Annotated in this window: 23 protein-coding genes and 3 tRNA genes; 17 read left to right on the forward strand and 9 right to left on the reverse strand. The window is 24.5% G+C overall.

All coding sequences use genetic code 11. The features are described 5' to 3' along the window. Nucleotides 1-195 precede the first annotated feature (195 nt). From zwf to tsaB, 4 genes are all read left to right on the forward strand, one after another. Complete coding sequence (gene zwf / locus BUSG_RS01630) at nt 196-1668, forward strand: glucose-6-phosphate dehydrogenase (protein WP_011053833.1); 1473 nt, start codon at nt 196-198, stop codon at nt 1666-1668. A 196-nt stretch (nt 1669-1864) separates the two neighbouring features. Further along, nucleotides 1865-2743 carry a protease HtpX gene (gene htpX / locus BUSG_RS01635; protein ID WP_011053834.1) on the forward strand — a complete coding sequence of 293 codons (879 nt, stop codon included), beginning with the start codon at nt 1865-1867 and terminating at the stop codon, nt 2741-2743. A 785-nt stretch (nt 2744-3528) separates the two neighbouring features. After that, nucleotides 3529-5076 (forward strand): TerC family protein, encoded by a 1548-nt coding sequence (locus BUSG_RS01640; RefSeq protein WP_011053835.1) that lies wholly within the window; start codon nt 3529-3531, stop codon nt 5074-5076. Nucleotides 5077-5149: 73 nt separating this feature from the next. Further along, a complete protein-coding gene (gene tsaB, locus BUSG_RS01645) occupies nt 5150-5782 on the forward strand; it encodes a tRNA (adenosine(37)-N6)-threonylcarbamoyltransferase complex dimerization subunit type 1 TsaB (RefSeq protein ID WP_011053836.1) in 633 nt (210 codons plus the stop codon). Between the two features lie 181 nt (nt 5783-5963). Here tsaB and minE read toward each other — a convergent pair whose 3' ends face one another. From minE to minC, 3 genes are read right to left on the reverse strand one after another with little or no spacing between them, the layout of a single operon-like run. Then, a complete protein-coding gene (gene minE / locus BUSG_RS01650) occupies nt 5964-6215 on the reverse strand; it encodes a cell division topological specificity factor MinE (protein ID WP_011053837.1) in 252 nt (83 codons plus the stop codon). Nucleotides 6216-6217: 2 nt separating this feature from the next. Continuing rightward, the gene (minD, locus tag BUSG_RS01655) at nt 6218-7030 is read right to left on the reverse strand and encodes a septum site-determining protein MinD (RefSeq protein ID WP_011053838.1); all 813 of its coding nucleotides are present in this window, start codon (nt 7028-7030) and stop codon (nt 6218-6220) included. Nucleotides 7031-7054: 24 nt separating this feature from the next. After that, nucleotides 7055-7783 (reverse strand): septum site-determining protein MinC, encoded by a 729-nt coding sequence (gene minC, locus BUSG_RS01660; protein ID WP_011053839.1) that lies wholly within the window; start codon nt 7781-7783, stop codon nt 7055-7057. Between the two features lie 245 nt (nt 7784-8028). Here minC and rsmC point away from each other — a divergent pair, with 245 nt between their 5' ends. Beyond that, nucleotides 8029-9039 carry a 16S rRNA (guanine(1207)-N(2))-methyltransferase RsmC gene (gene rsmC, locus BUSG_RS01665; RefSeq protein WP_011053840.1) on the forward strand — a complete coding sequence of 337 codons (1011 nt, stop codon included), beginning with the start codon at nt 8029-8031 and terminating at the stop codon, nt 9037-9039. An 11-nt stretch (nt 9040-9050) separates the two neighbouring features. On the opposite strand, the gene BUSG_RS01670 is transcribed toward rsmC, so the two are convergent. Together BUSG_RS01670 and BUSG_RS03220 are read right to left on the reverse strand one after the other, a co-directional pair. Continuing rightward, nucleotides 9051-9138: transfer RNA gene (locus BUSG_RS01670), tRNA-Leu, on the reverse strand. 17 nt (nt 9139-9155) lie between these two features. Further along, a tRNA-Cys gene (locus BUSG_RS03220) sits at nt 9156-9226 on the reverse strand. Between the two features lie 160 nt (nt 9227-9386). Here BUSG_RS03220 and BUSG_RS01675 point away from each other — a divergent pair. Further along, a tRNA-Ser gene (locus BUSG_RS01675) sits at nt 9387-9471 on the forward strand. A 65-nt stretch (nt 9472-9536) separates the two neighbouring features. Here the strand turns inward: BUSG_RS01675 and BUSG_RS01680 are convergent. After that, nucleotides 9537-10580, reverse strand: coding sequence for an OmpA family protein (locus BUSG_RS01680; protein ID WP_011053841.1), 1044 nt, complete (start codon nt 10578-10580; stop codon nt 9537-9539). A gap of 157 nt (nt 10581-10737) precedes the next feature. Further along, complete coding sequence (murJ, locus tag BUSG_RS01685) at nt 10738-12282, reverse strand: murein biosynthesis integral membrane protein MurJ (RefSeq protein WP_011053842.1); 1545 nt, start codon at nt 12280-12282, stop codon at nt 10738-10740. Nucleotides 12283-12428: 146 nt separating this feature from the next. On the opposite strand from murJ, the gene pyrC reads away from it, so the two are divergent. After that, entirely contained in the window at nt 12429-13478 is a 1050-nt protein-coding gene (gene pyrC, locus BUSG_RS01690; RefSeq protein ID WP_011053843.1) for a dihydroorotase, read from the forward strand. Between the two features lie 12 nt (nt 13479-13490). On the opposite strand, the gene flgN is transcribed toward pyrC, so the two are convergent. Beyond that, nucleotides 13491-13907: a flagellar export chaperone FlgN gene (gene flgN, locus BUSG_RS01695; RefSeq protein WP_011053844.1), complete on the reverse strand. Its 417-nt coding sequence runs from the start codon at nt 13905-13907 to the stop codon at nt 13491-13493. A gap of 54 nt (nt 13908-13961) precedes the next feature. Next, on the reverse strand, nt 13962-14630 hold the full coding sequence (flgA, locus tag BUSG_RS01700) for a flagellar basal body P-ring formation chaperone FlgA (RefSeq protein WP_011053845.1): 669 nt from the start codon (nt 14628-14630) through the stop codon (nt 13962-13964). A 251-nt stretch (nt 14631-14881) separates the two neighbouring features. On the opposite strand from flgA, the gene flgB reads away from it, so the two are divergent. The 10 genes from flgB (at nt 14882) to BUSG_RS01750 (ending at nt 23313) form a co-directional block, all read left to right on the forward strand. Then, on the forward strand, nt 14882-15283 hold the full coding sequence (flgB, locus tag BUSG_RS01705; RefSeq protein ID WP_011053846.1) for a flagellar basal body rod protein FlgB: 402 nt from the start codon (nt 14882-14884) through the stop codon (nt 15281-15283). Between the two features lie 4 nt (nt 15284-15287). Then, nucleotides 15288-15698, forward strand: a complete 411-nt coding sequence (gene flgC / locus BUSG_RS01710; RefSeq protein WP_011053847.1) for a flagellar basal body rod protein FlgC — start codon at nt 15288-15290, stop codon at nt 15696-15698. 11 nt (nt 15699-15709) lie between these two features. Then, nucleotides 15710-16390: a flagellar basal body rod modification protein FlgD gene (locus BUSG_RS01715; RefSeq protein ID WP_011053848.1), complete on the forward strand. Its 681-nt coding sequence runs from the start codon at nt 15710-15712 to the stop codon at nt 16388-16390. Nucleotides 16391-16445: 55 nt separating this feature from the next. Continuing rightward, nucleotides 16446-17675 (forward strand): flagellar hook protein FlgE, encoded by a 1230-nt coding sequence (locus BUSG_RS01720; protein ID WP_011053849.1) that lies wholly within the window; start codon nt 16446-16448, stop codon nt 17673-17675. A gap of 25 nt (nt 17676-17700) precedes the next feature. Continuing rightward, entirely contained in the window at nt 17701-18450 is a 750-nt protein-coding gene (gene flgF, locus BUSG_RS01725; protein WP_011053850.1) for a flagellar basal-body rod protein FlgF, read from the forward strand. Between the two features lie 15 nt (nt 18451-18465). Continuing rightward, nucleotides 18466-19248 carry a flagellar basal-body rod protein FlgG gene (gene flgG, locus BUSG_RS01730; protein ID WP_011053851.1) on the forward strand — a complete coding sequence of 261 codons (783 nt, stop codon included), beginning with the start codon at nt 18466-18468 and terminating at the stop codon, nt 19246-19248. A gap of 77 nt (nt 19249-19325) precedes the next feature. After that, nucleotides 19326-20042 (forward strand): flagellar basal body L-ring protein FlgH, encoded by a 717-nt coding sequence (locus BUSG_RS01735; RefSeq protein WP_011053852.1) that lies wholly within the window; start codon nt 19326-19328, stop codon nt 20040-20042. Between the two features lie 193 nt (nt 20043-20235). Then, the gene (locus BUSG_RS01740; protein WP_148140854.1) at nt 20236-21345 is read left to right on the forward strand and encodes a flagellar basal body P-ring protein FlgI; all 1110 of its coding nucleotides are present in this window, start codon (nt 20236-20238) and stop codon (nt 21343-21345) included. Then, nucleotides 21345-21665 (forward strand): rod-binding protein, encoded by a 321-nt coding sequence (locus tag BUSG_RS01745; protein WP_011053854.1) that lies wholly within the window; start codon nt 21345-21347, stop codon nt 21663-21665. Before BUSG_RS01740 ends, BUSG_RS01745 begins: the two co-directional genes overlap by 1 nt. Before the next feature lie 13 nt (nt 21666-21678). After that, nucleotides 21679-23313, forward strand: coding sequence for a flagellar hook-associated protein 1 (locus tag BUSG_RS01750; RefSeq protein WP_011053855.1), 1635 nt, complete (start codon nt 21679-21681; stop codon nt 23311-23313). Nucleotides 23314-23335 lie beyond the last annotated feature (22 nt).

Genomic DNA, 23335 nt, shown 5'->3' on the forward strand with positions numbered 1-23335 from the left:
AATCAGTTTTTAATAAAAGTGCAAAAACTCAAATAACTATGTGAAATATTCATTTATATTTTTTTGTTTATTTAGTAAAATTAATAAAAGCAAATCTATTAAAAAATATTTTAAATAAAGTATATTTTAACATATAAATATTTTAAAAAAAAATGTAAAAACGATGTATATATTTTAAATTTTAAAGAGAAAATTATGATTATAGAAACTAATCAAGCTTGCGATCTAGTGATTTTTGGAACAAAAGGAGATTTAGCAAGAAGAAAATTGTTACCAGCTTTATATAAATTAGAAAAATCTCAAAAAATACATCCAGATACACGTATAATTGGTACAGGTCGTGCTGATTGGAATACAGAAGATTATATAAAGATAGTAAAAAAAGCAATAAAAATGTTTTTAAATGAAAAAATTGATGAAAAAATTTGGAAAAAATTACGTTCACGTTTAAATTTTTTTTATATTGATGTATTTCAAGATCTTCACTTTTTAGAATTAAAAAATATATTAAATCAAAAAAAAAACATTATTATTTATTATTGTGCAGTTCCTTCAAATACATTTAATGCTATTTTTACAGGATTAGGAAAAGTTAATTTAAATTCTTTTCCATCAAGAATCATAATCGAAAAACCACTCGGTGTATCTTTAGAAACATCAAAAAAAATCAATAATCAAATTGCTAAATATTTTTTAGAATCGCAAATCTTTCGTATTGATCACTATCTTGGAAAAGAATCAATATTAAATCTTTTAGCATTACGTTTCTCAAATTCATTTTTTTTTCATAGTTGGAATAATAAAATTATTGATCATATTCAAATTACTGTATCTGAAGAAGTTGGTATTGAAAATAGATGGAATTATTTTGATCAAATGGGACAAACACGAGATATGGTACAAAATCATCTCCTGCAAATTCTTACAATCGTTTCTATGGATAAACCAAAAAATATTACACCTGAAGGCATAAGAGATGAAAAATTAAAAATATTGCGTTCTCTTAAAAAAATTGACTTAAATGAAATTCATATTAAGACAGCACGAGGTCAATATGCATCTGGAATTATAAATGGTAAAAAGGTACCTTCTTACATAGAAGAAAATGGTGCAAACAAACATAGTAAAACAGAAACATTTGTTTCAATTAAAGTTGATATTAATAATGATCGATGGTTTGGAGTTCCATTTTATTTAAGAACGGGTAAACGTTTAGCATATAAATACTCTGAAATAGTTATTGTCTTTAAAAAAATATCTAAGAACTTGTTTCAAGAATTCAATAAAAATTTATCACCTAACAAATTGATTATACGTCTAGAACCTAATGAAAGTATTAAAATATATTTTTTAAATAAAGTACCAGGACTCAGTAAGGAATATAAATTAAAAAGTGATAAAATGGAATTTAATTTTAATATAAATAATACTAAAAATTTTGTCGACGCTTATGAAAGGCTATTATTTGAAAGTATGAGAGGAATACAATCATTATTTGTATGTCGAGAAGAAGTAGAAGAAGCGTGGAAATGGATTGATCCAATAATAAACGGTTGGAAAAAAACAAATATAAATACTGTACAGTTATATAAATCTGGTACATGGGGGCCAAAAAGTTCGGACGAAATCATTATGCGAGATGGTCGATTTTGGGAAACATTTAATTAAAATCCACTCTGAATAATTTATCTATCTTGACTTAATTAAGAAAATTATGTTAGCTTAAAAAATTATTTTTTAATACCTTTATTTTCTATAATTAACATTATAAATTTAAGTTTAAAAAACATTTTTATATTTTCTTTAATTAAATTTCTTTTTTTAATTAAAACTATTTTATCTAAATTGAGGAAGATAATATCTTATGATACGTATTATTCTTTTCTTATTAACTAATTTAGCAGTTATGCTAACATTCAGTCTGATTCTTGCTGTGACAGGAATTCAGTCTGAAAGTATTTACGGTCTATTGATTATGTCAAGTCTATTTGGTTTTAGTGGATCTATCTTATCACTTATTATGTCTAAATGGATTGCATTGCGTTCTGTAAATGGTAGAATCATTAATCATCCTAGCAATGAAACAGAAAGTTGGCTAATTGATACTATTCGTCAACAATCTATAAAAAAAAATATTATTATGCCACAAATAGCAATATATGAAGCTGCTGATATCAATGCATTTGCTACAGGTGCTCGTCGTAATGCAGCTTTGATTGCTATATCAACAGGATTACTAGAAAATATGACACGTAGTGAGGCAGAAGCAGTAATTGCTCATGAAATTAGTCATGTTTCAAATGGTGATATGATCACAATGACTTTAGTTCAAGGTGTTGTAAACACTTTTGTAATCTTTATATCTCGTATTATTTCACAAGCATTGAGCAGCTTATTATCGAGTAATAGAAATGAAAATAGTGAAGATGAAAAAGATTCATTTTTATTTTTTTTAATTTCTACATTTCTAGAAATAATTTTTGGTGTACTTGCAAGTATTATTACTATGTGGTTTTCTAGACATCGAGAATTTTATGCTGACGCAAGTTCAGCAAAATTAGTCGGAAAAGAAAAAATGATTTCTGCCCTAAATCGTTTAAAGTCAAGTCATGAGCCTCAAGAATCAGATAGCATAATTGCATTTTGTATTAACGGAAAATCTAATTCATTTATAGAATTATTCGCCTCCCATCCATCTTTAGAAAAAAGAATACAGGCGCTAAAAAATAAAAAATATATGTAATCAATAGATATCAGAAATATAAAAACATTATCTCTCTTAGTAGAAAACTTTTCTATTAAGAGATAAAACTTATAAAAACACTTTTCAAATAATTTTTAAACTTGTTTTTTAATATAAACATGATTATAATAAAAAATATTATATTTTATATAAAAATGTTTTTTTAATCTAAAAATTTTAAATATTAAAAATATTAATAAAACTTTTCTTAAAACTCTTAAATTCATATCTTGTAAAAACCATTAATATTTATTTTCTTAATTTCTATATATAGAAAATCTTAAAATTAATACATTTTATTTAGAAAATAAATTAAACTAAATTTTAAAAAAATTTATAAAATAAGAAAAAATAGTGGTAAAAAAAATTCTTTTATACTTAAACTCGATAAAAATATTAAAAAGTAGTTAAGAAGATAAAAATAATACTAAAAATTTAAAAAAATATTACTGAAAGGTAATGCAATTTATCTATAAAAAAATATATTTTACTGAAATTTATTCTTTTTTTTAAAATTAATTTAAAAAAAAAGACTTTATTGATAAATGTTTATCAAATTTAAAATAAAATTTTACTTCAACTGAACTAAATATAATAACTTCTAACTTCATATGAATGCAGTCTTGCAAAATCTTTTTAATCAGATATGGTCCATATTTTATCTCAACTATTTTTTAATTTTCTTGATATAATAAAATATTATATAATCTCAAATTACATTATATCTTAAATATTTAGATATATTAAATATTGGGCTGTCCTATTTTTTTTACGGAGTTTTTCTGATGGAGTTTTTTTTAGACCCGTCAATTTGGGCCGGCTTATTAACATTAGTTGTTTTAGAAGTAGTATTAGGGATTGATAATTTAATATTTGTAGCAATTTTATCAGAAAAATTACCTCCTAATCAAAGAGATAAGGCACGTTTAATTGGTTTAGGACTGGCTTTAATTATGCGATTAGCGTTATTATCATTGATATCTTGGGTAGTAACACTCACTTCTCCTATTATTAGTAATAATTTTTTTTCTTTGTCAATACGTGATTTAATATTACTTATTGGTGGTTTATTTCTTTTATTTAAAGCTACAATTGAATTACATGAAAGACTAGAAAATGAAGACCATGAAAATACAGAAAATAAAAATTATGCCAGTTTTTGGGCTGTAGTTATTCAAATAGTTGTATTAGATGCAGTGTTTTCCTTAGATGCAATAATTACAGCAGTGGGCATGGTAAATCAATTATTAATCATGATGATAGCAGTTGTATTAGCTACAATATTAATGTTATTAGCATCGAAAGCATTAACAAATTTTATTAATATACATCAAACTGTAGTTGTATTATGCCTTAGTTTCTTATTAATGATTGGTTTTAGTTTAGTCGCAGAAGCTTTAAAGTTTTATATTCCAAAAGGATATTTATATGCAGCAATAGGTTTTTCTATTTTAATCGAGATTTTTAATCAAATTGCTCGTCATAATTTTATGAAAAATCAATCTAGAAAACCTATGAGACAAAGAGCAGCTGAAGCAATTTTACGTTTAATGATAAGAGAAAAGAATAACAATAAAAATAGAATAAAAACTGATAATAAAGCAGAAATAGTACTTTCATCTTCCTTAGAAACAGAAACTTTTAAAGATGAAGAAAAATATATGATTAATGGAGTTCTTACTTTAGCCGGTCGATCAATTAAAAGTATTATGACTCCACGAAGTAATATATCTTGGGTAAATACAGAAAAAACAATCAATGAAATTCGATTACAATTATTAGATACACCTCATAATTTATTTCCTGTTTGTAAAGGTGAATTAGATGAAATAATCGGTATTGTACGAGCTAAGGAATTATTAGTCGCTATTGAAAAAAATATAGACGTTTATACATTTGCCTCTCAAATACCACCTATTATTATACCAGATACTCTTGATCCTATAAATTTACTTGGAGTACTTCGTCGTGCTCAAGGTAGTTTTGTAATTGTCAGTAATGAATTCGGTGTTGTTCAAGGATTAATTACACCTTTAGATGTTTTAGAAGCTATAGCAGGTGAATTTCCAGACGCAGATGAAACTCCAGATATTATAAAAGAACAAAACAGCTGGTTAGTTAAGGGAGAAACAGATTTACATTCTTTACAACAATTACTTAATACTAAAGAATTAATTAAACAAGATGACTGTGCTTCTTTAGGAGGATTGCTAATTTCTCAAAAAGGTCAATTACCTCTCCCAGGAGAAACAATTAAGATTAATTCTTTTTCTTTTCACATTGTTAATGCTACAGAATATCGTATCGATTTAGTGAGAATAACTAAAAATTAAGATATAAATAGCAAGTTTTCTAAGTAATTTTTTGTTTAAAAAAATTTTTTACTGAACTTATTTCGAGTAAGATATGTCTGACATAATTTTAGCCATTGATACTTCAATTGACCACTGTTCAGTTGCTGTATATAAAAAAAAGGTAATTTACTCTTTGTCTGAAAATTGCAAAAAAGAACATACAATAAAAATATTGCCAATGATTAAAAAAGTATTAATGAACGCCAAAATTACATTGAAGGATTTAAATTATGTGGCTTTTTCAAAAGGACCAGGCAAGTTTACTGGAATACGTATTTCAATAGGAATCGCACAAAGTTTATCTTTAAGTTTAAAAATACCTATATTTGGAATTTCAACTTTATCTATTTTGGCTCAAAAAGCATGGCGAAAATATAAAAAAAAGCAAATATTAGTCGCAGTTAATGCAAAAATAGGACAAGTATACTGGGGTGAATACCTGAGAAACAATACTTTATTATGGACAGGAGAAAAAACAGAATCTTTAATTAAAATAAATAAAATAGAAGATAAAATGAAAAAACTTAAAAAAAAATGGATATTAGTTGGTGATGGGTGGAAAAAAATTAAACGGGAAAATTCTTTAAAATTCGAACAAAAAAAGATTTTATATCCTAATGCAAAAGATATTATTCCCTTTTTGTTTTCTGAAAATTCAAAACCGAGAATTTTGTCATTTTTCTAAAATAAGTAATAATTATTTAGATCATTTATTTTAAAAATATTTCAAAATTAAAAAAATCAATACTGAAGTATTAAATATAGTTCAGTATTGATTATATCGAATTATTATTTTATATATAGAATATATGTTTAGTTCTATAAAATATTAATATATACTATCTTTTATAGATTGTTTCAAAAATCTAATCGGGTAAAATAATATTTAATTCTAATACAGAAATGTCTTCATTTTTTTGTTCTAATTGTATTGTAACCATATGAGGATCGATATTGACATATTTACAAATTACAGAAAGTATTTCACGCTTTAGCTGTGGCAAATAATCTGGTTCACTTTTAAATTTTCTTTGTTCTGCAACAATTATTTGTAATCTTTCTTTTGCAACATGAGCTGTGTTTTTGTTCCGGGATAAAAAAAAATCTAATAACGCCATATCTATCTCCCGAATAAACGTCGTAAAAAACTTTTTTTTTCTTCTTCAATAAAGCGGAATTTATGATTTTCACCTAACAATCGATTGACTGTGTCAAAATAAGCACTTCCTGCATTAGAATTTTGATCTAAAATGATAGATTCACCTTGATTAGATGCTCTCAATACAGACGCGTCCTCTGGAATCACACCAATAATTGGTATACGAAGTATTTCTATAACATCTTTCATACTTAACATTTCTCCTTTTTTAACACGTGTCGGATTATAACGTGTTAATAAAAGATATTCCTTTATAGGAGTTATGTTTTTTTCAGATCTTTTTGATTTAGACGATATAATACCTAAGATTCTATCAGAATCGCGAACCGAAGATACCTCAGGATTAGTAGTCACAATCGCTTCATCTGCAAAATATATTGCTAAAATAGCACCAGTTTCAATTCCTGCAGGCGAATCACAAATAATAAAATCAAATTCCATATTTATAAGTTGATTTAAAACTTTTTCCACTCCTGAATATGTTAATGATTCTTTATCACGAGTTTGAGATGCTGGTAAAATAAACAAATTTTTTGTTTTTTTATCTTTAATCAACGCTTGTTGAATTCTAGCATCACCTTGAATAACATTAATAAAATCATATACTACTCTGCGCTCACATCCCATTATTAAATCTAAGTTTCTTAATCCTATATCAAAATCTATCACAACTGTTTTTTTCCCTTTTTGTGCTAAACCAGTTGCAATAGCAGCACTTGAAGTGGTTTTACCTACACCTCCTTTCCCTGAAGTAACTACAATAATCCGTGTCATATAAAATTTCCTAAAAAAACAGAATTAACTGAGAGAATTAATAGTTAAAAATTTATTTTTTAAGTAAATTTGAGCTGATTTACCAATAAAATGTGATGGTATTTGATCTGATAACCAATATTGACCTGATACTGATATTAATTCAGCAAATAATGTGGTACAAAATATTTTACTTGTGATATCTCCATTAGCACCAGCAAGTACTCTACCTCGGACTGAACCATAAACATGAATATTTCCATCTGCAACTAATTCTGCTCCAGCACTTACATTATTTATTACTACTAAATCAGAATATTTAGCATAGATTTTTTGTCCTGAACGAACAGGTGTATTTATAATATGAGTTTTTTCTATTTTTTTAACTCGTAATCTTTGTTCATTTTTTGTTTTTTTTAAAGTAGAAGTATGATAAAAAGAACGTAAATCTTTATTTGTATTAGTTGTGTTACTTTCTAACAAAACAGGTAAGCCTGATTCAACAATAATTTTTTTAAAATAATTATCTTTACATCCACTGACACCTACAATATAAAAACCGTATTCAATAATAATTTCTTGTATTTTTTTCCAATTTACTTGATTTAGCAAATTTGATACATTCACAATAACAGGAACGTTTTTAAAGAATTGAGGATATTCTTGAATTTTTTTGTATAGTGATTTACTTATTAAGTCTACATTGTTAGTATTTAAATATAGTACTAAAAATGTAAAATTGCTACCTTTAAGTTCAATAGGCATTTTTTGCATATATATTGCTCAATAATGTTTAATTATATGCACATGAAATATAAATTATGTTTTTAGAAAAAGTTGAAAACTTAATGAAGTTTAATTAAATTATAATATAAATATTATATGATAACAATTTCTATTTTTTATTAAAATTATTAAAAATCAAAAAAACCTTAAATAAAATTCAATTGGTTTATAATTTTAAAAAACTCTATAGTTTAGATTTATCAAAATTTTACAAATTAAAAGGAAAAAAAATATTGATATTCTCTAAAAATAGTCAACTTATATTACGCCATCAAAAAATTTTTAAAAATAAAATAGTTTTTTTTTCAGGTAATATAGAAGATGAATTGCCTATAAATTTATTAACTATAAAAACTAAAATACATCTTCAAAAAAGCCAAAATTTTTTAAAAATAAACAATAATAAAAACATTACTTTTTATCGTAAATTATTAGTATCACAAGATACTGTTCAAGACTGTAATATATTAATTTATTATTGGCCTAAAAATAAATCTGAAGCAAGGTTTCAATTGTTTAATATACTATCTTTTTTACCTATTAAAAGCGAAATTTTTATTGTAGGAAGCAATTCAAGTGGAGTAAAAAGTGCAAAGTTAATATTAGAAGAATCGATAAAATTAAAAAAAATAGATAATGCAAATCATTCTATTTTAATGTCGGGTATTCTTATTAATAAAACAAAATTTAAATTAGAAAAATTTTTTAAAATACACATTTGGAAAAATTTAATTATAAAATCCCTACCCGGCGTTTTCGGCCATAAAAAAATAGACGAAGGCAGCAAATTTATTGCATCTACGTTTTCGGAAAAAATTAATGGAAAAATATTAGATGTAGGATGTGGATCAGGTTTTTTATCAGTATCTATATTAAGAAAATCACCTAAATGTGTTGTAACAATGATAGATAGAAAGTTATCTGCATTAGAATCGAGCAAAGCGACTCTTGATGCAAATTTTTTTAAGGGAGAAGTTTTATCAAGTAATATTTATTCAAATATTTTTAAAAAATTTAATATGATTGTTTCTAATCCACCATTGCACGATGATTTAAAAATAAATTTTGATATAACAAAAAAGATAATATTTAACTCTAAAAAGCATTTAAAAAAAAACGGAGAATTAAGATTTGTTACTAATCATTGTTTTAGTTATGATTTTTACTTGAAAAAAGTTTTTTCTGAATTTCATATAATGAAGAAAGATAACAAATATAAAGTTTATCAAGCGTTTTTAAAATAAAAATATTTTTTTGGTACCCGGAGCGGGACTTGAACCCGCAAAGCTTTAAAAGCCGAGGGATTTTAAGTCCCTTGTGTCTACCAATTTCACCATCCGGGCTTTATTAAAAAGGTTTTAGGCGTATCCCGGAATCGAACCGGGTTATACGGATTTGCAGTCCGCTACATAGCCAATCTGTCAACACGCCTTTACTTAAATATATTATAGAAAAAAAACAATAAAATTACAAACAAAATTTTATTAATAAAATATTTAAATTTTAAAAATAAAAAAATATCTTTACTTTAGGTAAAGTAATGTTTTAATATTAGAAAATATTTTATAGATTTTTAATCTATTTTTTATTTGGAGAGGTGGCCGAGTGGTTTAAGGCAGCGGTCTTGAAAACCGCCGATGAGCAATCATCCGAGAGTTCGAATCTCTCTCTCTCCGAAAAAAATAAAAAATAAAAATTAAATAACATCTCCTTAAAATATTTTTTATATTTAAATATTTTATTAATCAGACAAAACTTCAATTTCCACACGACGATCAGGTGCTAAACAACTGATTAATAAAGGTCTATCAGATACATCCTTGCATATCTGATTAGTTAAAGAAAATTCATTACCCATTCCTTGAATACTTATTTTATCTTGCGATATACCATGTGAAGTAAAATAATTTTTAATACTGTATGCACGATTTTCAGATAATTTTTGATTATATTCTTTATTTCCTATTCTATCAGCATGACCAGATAACATAATAAAAATATTTTTTGATTTAATATTTTTTATTTCTTTTTGTAATTTCTGTAATTTGTCATGAGATATAGGTTTAAGTTCTGTACTATTAAAAGGAAAATTAATATTTTCATTAAGAGCAACATATTGTTTATCTGACGATTGAGGAATATATGAAGAAAATATTTCGTTTATATTAGATTTTCCAAATTTCCATCCAAAAGACAGAGCAACATCTCCTAAAACAGGTTTCATAGATAAATTCATTATTTTTGCAATATTACTTTTCCAAGTATAATCTAATCTAGTAATAAATTTTTTATTAAAAATATATTCAGCACCTAAAGATACATTAGGGATTAATCTGCTTTTTTCAGTAAAGATATTTTGTAAATCTTTTTTAAAAGATAAATTATCCCAAAACATCATTCCGCCTAATTGCGTATAAATATGAAAATCGTCTGTTATAGGATATGACAATTTTGTAGCTAGTTGAAGACTATTAATTTGTATATTTTGTTCATTTTTTTGAAAAATCAAATGAGGAGAAAATCCTGTTGTATCATTTTCTATTTCAAAAGAAAAATACGGATTAAATTCATAACCTAAAAATAATCCGAATACAGGTGCACCTAATGGATTTTTTGTATCAATTTTTGTATCAAAAGGTGTGATATCTTTACTTCTATATTCTAAAATATTAAAATCAGACCATCCCATTTTGGTACCTAAATACCAGTGATCATTTTCTTTTGCTTGAATGCCAGTCACTAAGCTTACTAATAAAAAAATAATAGTAAGAGCTTGTTTTTTCATTTGAAACTCCGTTTTTTAATTAGATAAATTAAAAATAATAAAACATATAAAATACTTTTTATATTTTTGACAAAAAATACTTATAATATTAAATTATAATACAAATACTATATTAGTATTAAAAATAATATATTTAAATTAATTTTTCCATATATAATCATTTTTTTTGAAATAATTTATCAGAATAATTCAATAAACGTATTCCTAAAAAATGTAAAGCAATTAAATATACTATTCCAGAAATTGATAAAATAGTAAATAAACGTATTATCTTATCAAAAAATGAACCAATCTTCCAAGAAGGAATAAAATATAACATAAAAATTAAAAAAAATGTCATGACTAATACTGCAATTAATAAACGAAAAATAAAAATAAAATCATTCAATTTAAAATTGATTATTCCCTTTTGATATAATTTCCAATAAAGTAAAAAAAAATTTATCCAGCTAGCTATACTACAAGACAAAGCAAGACCTGAATGCTGAAAATAAAAAATTAAGAATGGATTCATTAATTGTGTTAAAAACAATGTTAAAATTGAAATTCGCATTGGAATATTGACTTCTTGACAAGAATAAAAAGCTGAAACTAAAATTTTGACTAAAATAAAAGAAACTAAACCAAAAGAATACAATTCTAGTGCTTTTTGAGTCATTAGAACATCAAAATCTGTAAATTTTCCATATTGAAATAAAATAATAACTAATGGTTTTGAAAACATAAATAATATAACAGAAATAGGTAAAGACAAAATTAAACCAAAACGAATTCCCCAATTAAGTAATATTTTATATTCTGATTGAGTATTATTTGAATAACTACAAGAAAAAGATGTAAATAAAATAGTACTTAAAGATACACCTATAATACCTATTGGAAATTCAATTAATCGATCAGCATAATAAATCCAAGATATTGAACCAGAGTGCAAAAGAGAGCTAAAAATAGTATTAAAGATTAAAGAAATTTGATTGGCACAAGAACCTAAGGTAGAAGGTCCCATCTTCTTTAAAACCTTTATAAGACCAATATTTTTAAAATTAATCTTAGGAAAAACCAACATTTTTATTTTATACAAATGTGGAAATTGATAAAATAGCTGAAAAAAACCACCTATCATAACAGACCATGCTAAGGAGATTATAGAAGGTTCAAAATAATCACTAAAAAAAAATGAAAAAACTATTATACTAATGTTTAACAGACTAGAAGAAAGAGAAGGGATAAAAAAATAATTATAACTATTCAAAATAGATGAACATAATGATGATAAAGAAATAAATAAAATATAAGGAAACATAATTTTTAACAAGTTACTAGCTAATTGTAATTTTTTAGACGATTCAGAAAATCCTGGAGCGCTAATAAAAATAATATAATCAGAAAAAATTATTCCTAAAATAACAAAAGTAGTTAAAACTAATATAGTAAAACCACATGTAGATCTAATGAATTCTTGTATATATTCCTTGTCTTTTCTTGATTTGTAATCTATTAAAATAGGAATAAAAGATTGATAAAATGCCCCTTCAGCAAAAATTCGACGTAATAAATTAGGAATTTTAAAAGCTATAAAAAAAGCATCAGTAAACATAGAGGCACCGAAGATGTGAGCAATTAAAACATCACGAAAAAAACCAAATATGCGTGATATTAATGTCATTATGCCTACTGATATTAAAGACTTTAGAATATTCATTTGAAATTAATCTAACCTATGAGGTTAAAACATTATAATCATAATTTAGAATTAATTTTTAAAAAATAAATATATTTTTACATATAGAGTGTTTTAATAAAAAAATGTTAATATATAAATATTTTCTACATTAATTAAAACTAAAAATGTCTAAATTTTTAAAAAAAATTAAAATTATAAAACCTGATGACTGGCATGTTCATTTAAGAGATAATGAAATTTTAAAAAAAGTTTCTCAATACACTGGAACATTTTATAAACGTGCAATCATTATGCCTAATCTCGAAGAACCTATTACAAATTGTTTTAGATCAATCTCTTATCGTCGTAGAATTTTAAATTCTATGACACCAAATACTGCATTTCAACCATTAATGATTTGTTACTTAACAGAAAAAACTTCTCCTGAAGAATTACAACAAGGTTTTTTTAAAAAAATTTTTGTAGGAGCAAAATTATATCCTCATTGTTCTACAACTAATTCAAAATACGGTATAAAAAATATTAACAATATCTATCATTTATTTAATATTATGGAAAAAATAAAAATGCCATTACTTATTCATGGAGAAGAAAATAATTTAAATATCGACATATATGATAGAGAAGCAAAATTTATTGAAAATACACTAAAACCATTACGTAAAAAATTTCCAGAATTAAAAATAATACTAGAACATATTACAACAGAAGAAGCAATATCGTACATTGAGGAATGTAATTCTTCATATTTAGCTGGTACTATTACACCTCATCACTTAATGTTAAACCGAAATAATATGTTTATTGATGGAATTCAACCACATCTTTATTGTTTACCTCTTTTAAAAAGAAAAAAACATCAAATAGCTTTGAGAAATGTCATATCAAGTGGTAGTAAAAATTTTTTTTTAGGCAGTGATACAGCTCCACACTTTCATAAAAATAAAATCAACACTTTTGGTTGCGCAGGTATATTTAATGCTCCATCTTCTTTATTATGTTATGTTAGCGTTTTTGAAGAAATGAATGCATTACAGCATTTTCAATCTTTTTGCTCCGAAAACGGACCTAACTTTTATAATATGCCAATTAATAAAGAAACCATTACACTTGTCAAAAAACCTCATAAAATTTTAGAAAAAATTAATATTGGTAAAAATATTATTGTTCCCTTTTTAGCTGGGAAAAGACTAGATTGGTCTATTGAAAAGTAAAAAATAAATTTTTTAATTTTCTAAATGACCATCAACACCATATGTGGTATTATTTTGGTTTAATCTATATTTTTGAAAAGTGTTTAAAAAACGTTGATTTAAATAAAATTTTTCATTTAAAATTATCTTGTTTTTTATATTTTTCTTCTTAAGTAAAAAACATATAGAAATAATTTCATCCCAATGTAAATTTAATTCATTAAATTGCAAATAGGGTGGAAAAATATTATATCTTTTTTCAAGGAATGATTTTTCTTTTTTTAAAGATGCAATTTTTCTTAAAAAGAACTCTTTTTCTTCTATAATTAATTTTATTTTTTTTATATTAATTTTAGATTTTAATAAATTATCATATTCTTGATGCATTAAATTTTGTAAAGACATAAGATTTTCTTTTATATCTTTAATTATATTTATTAATTTTTTCATTTTTCTAGAACACTCATTAATTATATTTTTTTAATATATGCTTTTATTCCATTTTTATAAAAAAACTATCACTTCACTATTATTATTAATTACTCCAGTTAAAACTTTACCATTTTTTAATTGTACACGTATCTTTTGTCTTTCAGCACCGTTACTTAAAGATTTTCCTACAAAAATAACCTCAAAATCAACTCCTTTCATTTTTACAGTAACCAATTGATTCATTTTAACTAACCAGTAAGGGCGCGTCATAAAGGAAGTAATCGGTTGAAAAGGAAAAATATCACGTAAATTCACTCTATTAATAAGATCTTTTTCATTAAGATATGCACCACGGGGTAGTGTGTCTAAACGTCCTACTACCTTTATTAAGTCATCTCCTCTTATTTTTGTCCCCCTTAGTATTTTTTTCTTCGCTATAACATATTCTCCTTCTGCTTGTAATTCAACTTGTAAATATTTATGTTGCGATCCACAAATTAAAATAATGTCAATTATTCCAAAATTATGAAGATTATTCACCAATGAAAAAACTGGTTTTTTACAAAAAAAATTTTTTTTTAATGGAGTATGTATTATTGTTTTTATATTTTTTGTTTTAAGAGAGTATTCTTTTTTAAAAAAATTATTTAATTGATCACTTAAATTGTACGCAGTAGCTTTAAAAGACTTAAAAAACAAAAAAAATATGAATAAACAAAAAAATATTTTTATTAGTTTCATTTTTTTCCTTAATTTATTGAGTAATATAAATTAATATTAAATTTATCAACACTATTTAATAAGTATATTATATTTTTTAAAGTTCTTTTCTTGATGCGAAATATCTAATAAAGGTATAATATGAATTTATTTAATAAAAATAACAGTTTAAATTTTATAACATAATCATATTTTGATTATGTAAAAATTTATTTAATATTACAATGTAACGTTAAAAACATTTCTTTACTTAAAACCAATCAGGAAAAAAAATGTTTGATAAAATAAATAAGACACTTGATTTTAATCAAAATTTATTAAATCTTTATGCTAAAAGACAAGAAATCTTATCGTCAAATATAGCAAATGCAGACACACCAAACTACAAAGCAATGGATATCAATTTCAAAGATGAAATGGATAAAATAACAAAAAAAAGTAATTTGGATATTACATTGACGAAAACTTCATCACATCATTTGAATCCAAGAAAAAAAAATTTTTTTATATTCGAAGTTAAACCTATAACAAGTAAAGAAATTCAATCAAATGGCAATACAGTAGATATGAATCGAGAAAGAATAGAATTTATAAAAAATACCTTAAAATATGAAGAAAATTTAGTTTTTATAAAAAACGAAATTAAAAATATAATGAATGTATTAAAGGGATAAAATTATGTCTTTATTAAATATACTTAATATCGCTGGTTCAGCTATGAGTGCTCAATCAGAAAAAATAAATGTTATTGCTAGTAATTTAGCTAATGCAGAAAGTATAGTATGCAAAGATGGAAAATTTTATCCATACATTGCAAAAAAAGTTATTTTTAAATTAGATCCATTAAAAAATTCTTTAATCGGTGGTGTAAAAGTTTTTTCTATAATAAACGATCTTAATCCAATGAAATTGATATACGATCCAAGTAATCCTTTATCTAATAAAAATGGATACGTTTTACAAACTAATGTTAATCCAGTTTCAGAAACAATAAATCATATTTCGGCTTCTAGAAGTTATCAAGCTAATGTAGAAGTATTAAAAACTGCAAAATCTATGATAATGAAAACATTATCAATTGGAGAATAAAGGAAGAAGAAATGGGTACTGTCAATATTAATTCTTCTATAAATAACAACATTATTGAAAATAATACTAATAATGTAAAAAATAATTCTAATGCGCTAGACTTACAAAAAAACTTTTTAAGTTTACTAATGGCACAAATGAAAAATCAAGATCCTACAGATCCTATTAAAAATAGTGAACTAACATCACAATTAGCTCAAATCAATACAGCAACAGGAATTGAAAGATTAAATAGTACTGTCGGAATATTTTCTAATAAAATTAATCAAAGTCAAAATATACAGGTATCTTCATTAATTGGACATCATGTAATGATACCTAGTTCTCAAATTGTACATACTAAAGGTATTGAAACAAAATATGGGATAGAATTGATTAGTGATGCAACAGCAGTAAATATACAAATAACAGACAAAAATGGAAAAATTATACATATTCAAAAAATTAAAAATTTAAAATCCGGTATACACAGTTTAACATGGGATGGTCAAAATTTAGATAAAGAAGATATGAAAACTGAAAAATACAACGTTACTGTTATAGCTAAAAATCAGAATAGAGAGATTCCTGTCCAAGTTTTAAGCGAAGCTTTAGTCAATAGCATTATTACTTCTTCTTCCATTGATCCAATTATTGATCTAGGAACAGTAGGCACTGTAACATTATCAAAAATTCGTAAAATTCTGAAATAAAGATAATTAAATTTAAAAAAAATGTTATATTTAAAATTATTAAGGAATAAATTATATGTCAATCATAGAAACTATCAATGGATTAATGATTAATAATGATTATATAGACATTGTCTCAAATAATATAGCTAATGCTTCTACTATTGGATTTAAATCTAGTACTCCTTCATTTTTTGACATAGTTTCTCATTCATTCTATTCTAATCAAATAATAAAATCTGGAGTTGGAATTTCAAATTTAGTTCAAAATTTTAGTGATGGAGTATTAGTTCAAACAAATAGAGATTTAGATTTAGGAATTGTACAAGATGGTTTTTTCCGAGTTTTAGATTCTAAAGGTTACGTATATTATACAAGAAACGGTCATTTTTTACTTGATAAAAATAAAAATATTGTTAATGGACAGGGCATGTACTTAACTGGTCAAAATCAATTTGATTTAAAAAATAATTTAAACAGTATATCTAATTTAGAACCTATTAATTTAAGAAAATCTGATTTGTTAAGTGCGAAAGCAACAAGTCAAATAAAATTAAAAGCTGATTTAATAAATGATTTTAGTTCTACAAATAGTATAACTGGAAAAAATGATGACATATCTAATTCAGAAATACATGATATTACTATTTATGATAAAAATGAAAATCCTCACAAATTAAATATTTCTTTCAATCAAATTGATGATCATCAATGGAAATTAAATATACAATTAAATGACGAAAAAATACCAGATAATGAAATTATTAATGATAATTTTATTTTAAAATTTGATTCTGAAGGTAATTTAATTTCAAATTCTTCTCTTCAGATTAAATCAAAAAATTCTAAAAATATTATTTTAGATCCAATTACTCTAAATTTAGAATGTTTTCTTGAAAAATCAGAAACAAACATGCCTTCAATAGAATTGTCTCAAAACGGATATACAAAAGGTTTTTTAAAACATTTTGAAATTTTAAATAATGGTGAAATTATTGGACAATACACAAACGAAGAAGAACAAAAGATAGGGCAAATATTTTTAGCAAAATTTATCAATCCAGAAAAGTTAAAACCTGAAAGTGGCAGTATTTGGTCAGCAACACATGAATCTGGACAAGAAAAGATAGGAGCAGCTGGAGATCAAGGTTTTGGTTCACTATACACAAAATTTTTAGAATCATCAAATGTTGATTTAAATAAAGAACTAATTAACATGATTATTGCTCAGCGTAATTATCAATCTAGTGCTCAAGCTTTTAAAACAGAAGATAGAATAATTAATACATTAGTTAATTTAAAATAATTTTATAATCAAATTGGATCATCTAATGAACAAAGCAATATATGAATCTATGAATGCTGCTATTAAATTATTAGATAAACAAGCAGTTATTGCTAATAATTTAGCTAATATATCTACAGTTGGTTTTAAAGAATCATTTAATCTTTTTATAAAAGATAGAAATCTTCAAAATTTAAAAAAAACATATAATCAAAATGTAAAAGAATATTATAATTTTTATCCAGGAACTTTAATTCACACTCAAAGAAACTTAGATTTAGTTATTAAAAATAATGGTTGGCTAGCAATAAAAGATATAAATGGTCAAGAAGCGTATACAAAAAACGGCCATATAAAAATAAACAAAGAGGGAAAGATGACTGTTCAAAATTACGAACTCATTGGAAATAATGGAAATATAAAAATACCAAATAATGTAAACTTAAAAATTTCATCAAACGGTATAATTAAGGAAATTAAGAAAAATAAAGATAGTATTATCGAATCAACAATAGGTTCATTAAAATTGGTACGACTACAAAATGATAATCTTATACAAAAAGAAAATGGTTTGTTTTATCTTAAAAAAGATAATTTAAATAAATATAAAAATATTCTTCATGATAGTAGTGTACGTATACAATCAGAAATGTTAGAAGCAAGTAATGTGAATCCAACAAAAAATATGATTGATATGATTTCAAATGCTAGACAATTTGAAATGAATATGAAAATTATATCTATGTGTGATCAAAATACAGAATATGCAAATCAATTATTTAATGTTAATAATTAAGTAAAGGGAAAAAAAATGATTCCTTCTTTATGGATTTCTAAAACAGGTCTTGATGCTCAACAAATAAATATGAATGTTATTTCTAATAATTTGGCAAATGTAAGTACAAATGGATTCAAACGTTCTAGAGCAGTATTTGAAGATTTAATGTATCAAACAATGCGTCAAGCAGGAACAAATTCATCAATTGATACTACCTTACCATCTGGATTACAATTAGGAACAGGAGTTAGACCAGTATCCACAGAAAAAATTTACAGTCAAGGCAATCTTTCTAAAACTGACTCTTCAAAAGACGTAGCTATTAATGGACCTGGTTTTTTTCAAGTACAACTTCCAGATGGTAATATAGCATATACTAGAGACGGTTCCTTTCAATTAGACCAAAATGGTCAATTGGTAACTAATAGTGGCTATCCTATTATTCCTGAAATTAATATTCCACCTAACTCAATAAATATGAATATAGGAAGAGATGGTATTGTCAGTGTCACTATACAAGGACAAACTCAACCAATTTCTATAGGTCAATTAAATTTAATTAATTTTGTAAATCATTCTGGACTAGAAAGTTTAGGAGAGAATTTATATCAAGAAACACAAGCTTCTGGAAATCCTATAGATACTACTCCTGGTTTAAACGGTACAGGTTTGCTGTATCAGGGATATGTTGAAACTTCCAATGTGAATGTTGCTGAAGAATTAGTAAATATGATTCAAACACAACGTGCATACGAAATTAATAGTAAATCTATAAATACTTCAGATCAAATGTTACAAAAATTATCTCAACTATAAACATTAATTTTGATTATTAATAAAATAAATGTAAACAATATATATTTTAAAATGTTTTAATTAAGGACTGTTTTTCCGTGGTAAAATTATTCAGTTATAAAATTAAATATTATTTAACTGCTTTTTTTATAATAATTATCCAAAGTTGCGCTTCTGTTGAACATAAACCTTTAGTTGACGGTATTACAACTGCTATAGCACCTAATATAATACCTAAAATTAAAAATGGTTCTTTATTTCAAGAAAAAACACCTATAAATTATGGATATCAACCACTTTTTGAAGATCATAGATCTCATAATATAGGTGATACGATAACTGTAGTATTGCAGGAAAATATCAGTGCTAGTAATAGTTCTTCTTCAAATTTGACTCGCGATGGAAAGGCAAACGTAGGAGTGACAGTAACGCCAGGAACATTAAATCCTATATTAGGGCTTAATGTTAATGATAACAAAACAGGAATAGATAGTATAGGAAAAAATGACTTTTCAGGAAAAGGTAGTAATTCTGCTAAAAATACATTTACTGGTCTTATTACTGTTACTGTAAAGAATGTTCTTCCAAATGGAAATTTAAAAGTGATTGGTGAAAAACAAGTTGCTATTAATCAAGGTACGGAATTCATTCGTTTTTCAGGTGTAATTAATCCTAACAATATCAATAAAAATAATTTAGTTGCTTCCACTCAAATTGCTGATACACGCATTGAATATGTAAGTAATAATCGTATTAATGATATTCAAAAAATGGGTTGGTTACAGCGATTTTTATTAAAAATTTCACCTATTTAATCATAAAAAATACTGAAAAAATAAATTTTTTTAAATAAAACTCATAAGGGATTATTTAAATCCTTTATGAGTAAAGACTAACATATTTAAAAAAATAAAATTTATTAATAAAAAAATTTTTCATAGACGAAATGTTTTATATATAATAGATATAAAAACAGAATCAATAAGGTAAATGAATATAAGGTATGTTATGTCTAAGACAATATCATTATTAAAATTTATTATTTGTATTTTAATAAGTTTATGTTCTTTTACATATGCTGAAAAAATACGTGATTTAACAAGTATTGAAGGTATAAGAGATAATCAATTAATCGGTTACGGTTTAATAGTAGGTTTAGATGGAACAGGTGATCAATCAACACAAACTCCATTTACCAATCAATCACTACATAATATGCTATCTCAATTAGGCGTAACTATCCCCCCTGATACCAACATGCATTTAAAAAATGTAGCTGCCGTTATAGTTACAGCAAATTTACCTCCCTTCAGTCATACAGGAGAGGCAATAGACGTTGTAGTATCATCAATGGGTGATGCAAAAAGTCTTAAAGGTGGAACGTTATTAATGACTCCTTTAAGGGGGGCTGACAATCAAATTTATGCGATTGCTCAGGGAAATATATTAGTATCTGAAAAAAATAATTTAAAAAAAAATAACTCTATTTTTTCAAACCAAGTCAATTCAGGAAGAATTAATCATGGTGCCACAATTGAACGAGAAATAAATACTGATTTTGGAAAGAAAAAAATAATTAATTTACAGTTAAACAAAGAAGATTTTGGTATAGCACAGAAAATAAGTGATATGATTAATGTACAGTATCCAGATACAGCAACAGCTTTAAATTCTAAAACAGTACAATTAAATACATATGCTAATAATACCATACAAGTTCATATGCTTTCTAATATTCAAAACATAGATATTTCTATGCCATCTCAAGAAGCTAAAGTTATAATCAATCCTCGTACTGGATCTATTGTTATTAATCAAGAAGTAAAATTAGGAACATGTATTGTTTCTCATGGAGATTTATCTATATTAATAGAAAAAAAAGAAGAAGAAAAAATCAATTCATTTTTGTTTGAAACACTAAGAAAAAATCAAAAAGAAAGCTTTTTGAAAAATATAATTAATAGAAATTATATTAATAATAATTCTGTTAAAAATACAAGTTTAAACAACATTGTTCGGGTATTAAATTCTTTAGGAACAAAACCTAACGAATTGATATCTATTCTGCAATTAATGAAAAATGCTGGTTGTCTTCATGCTAAATTGGAAATTGTTTAATGAAAAACGATTTATCTTTATTTAATATAATAAACTATAGAACAAAATTTATTAATGATTTAAAATATCAAGTAAAAAATAATCCCAAAAAATATCAGCTAGAAACAGCAAAGGAGGTAGAGAGTCTTTTTATTCAGATGCTATTAAAAAGTATGAGAAATTCTTTAACACAAGATAATTTATTAGATAGTAATCAAAGTCGTTTCTATACAGAAATTTATGACCAAAAAATTTCAAAAGAAATAGCTAAAAGGGGTATAGGATTAACACATATTATTTTACAACAAATTCAAAAAATAAATAATAACTTTTATTTATGAAAAGGGAAGTCAAATGAGCTCTATATTAACTTCTACTGTCACTGGAATAGATGCTATAAAGATATTAATCAATAACACTGCTGACAAAATTATTAATTCAAAATACAAAGACGAAATAAAACATAATGTTTTTGTAGAGAATACTGTAGATGAATCTAATTTTAATGCAGGAGTCAAAATAAAAAAGATATATGATGACTACAACGATTTTCTTAAAGAAGAAAAACGAAAAATTAGCGAAAGAGTACAAGACGAACAAACGAAAATAGAAGAATATTTAAAACTAGAAGATTTATTTGGAGAAAAATCAAATATTTTTACTCTTTTAATAAATCAACTTTATTCTTCTATAGAAAATGATATTGTTAATAACCACGGTAATGTCTTTAATGAAAACATAGAAAACAATTTAAATACAATTATTCATGAATTAAAAAATTTTGATGAAAAATTAAGTTTTTTAGAAAGAGATGTTAAAGAATCAATAAAAGAAAAAATAAAACAAGCTAATATTTTAATAAATAAAATTTATGATACTAATATCGACATTCGATTTTTTCCCACTGCTCAATTGCCTAACAGAATAGATAGTTTTATAGATAAAAGAGATAAATTAATTGATGAATTAAATGATATAATAGGAGTTAAGGTAATTAAAGAAAACAGTACTTTTAAAGTATGCTTAAATAATGGTATGTGTATTATAGATGATTATAATAAAAAAAATTTAATGACATTAACTTCTGACACTGACGATAAATATATAAGCGTAGGATACTTTGATGATAATGAACAAAGATTAAAAAAAATAGAACATATGATTCCAAGTGCATCTCTAGGAGCTCTTCTTACGTTTCGTAGAGAAGACCTACAAAATGCAAAAAATAAAATTGGACAATTAACTATAAATTTTGCTGATAGTATTAATAGTGTACATACACTAGGATACGATATTCTTGGTAATATTGGAAAACAAGTTTTTAAAATTAGTAATCCAGAAATTATATCTAGTTCACAAAATCAATCGTATCTTCCTACATCTATTAAATGGGTTGATACTGCTGATGCACAAGATACTAATTATATCGTTTTTTTAAAAAATAATCATTGGACAGTTACAAGATTGCGAGATCATTCAGTAGTCGAACCAGATATATATCAACAAGATAACAATACATATATTACTTTTGATGGAATTGAATTTAAGATTGAAGGAAATGATGCTGAAGGTAATATGTATATGATTAAACCATATTCTAAAACTTTAAATGAACTGGAATTATTAATTATTAAAAATGATCTTTTTTCAATTTCTTCATCAGATGATTTAAATCAAAAAAATAGAAATAATGCAATAAAAATACAGCATTTACATCAAGAAAAAATAGTTAACAAAAAAGAAACATTATATGAATCTTATCTCAGATTTTTAAAATCTATATCTTATAAATGTAACGATCTTGAAGAAAAGGTACCTTTTAAGCGCAATATGATTGAAATATTAAATAATAAAAAGCTATCAGAATCTGATGATATGTATGAAAATTATCAAAATTTAAATTATGAACAAAAATGTTATCTTGCAAATGTTAAGGTTTTAAAAATGGCTGAAACAATTTTTGATGAAATTGTTGATTGTTATAGTTAATTTTAAAAAATTAAACAATATT

The organism is Buchnera aphidicola str. Sg (Schizaphis graminum) (assembly GCF_000007365.1).
Taxonomy (GTDB): domain Bacteria; phylum Pseudomonadota; class Gammaproteobacteria; order Enterobacterales; family Enterobacteriaceae; genus Buchnera; species Buchnera aphidicola.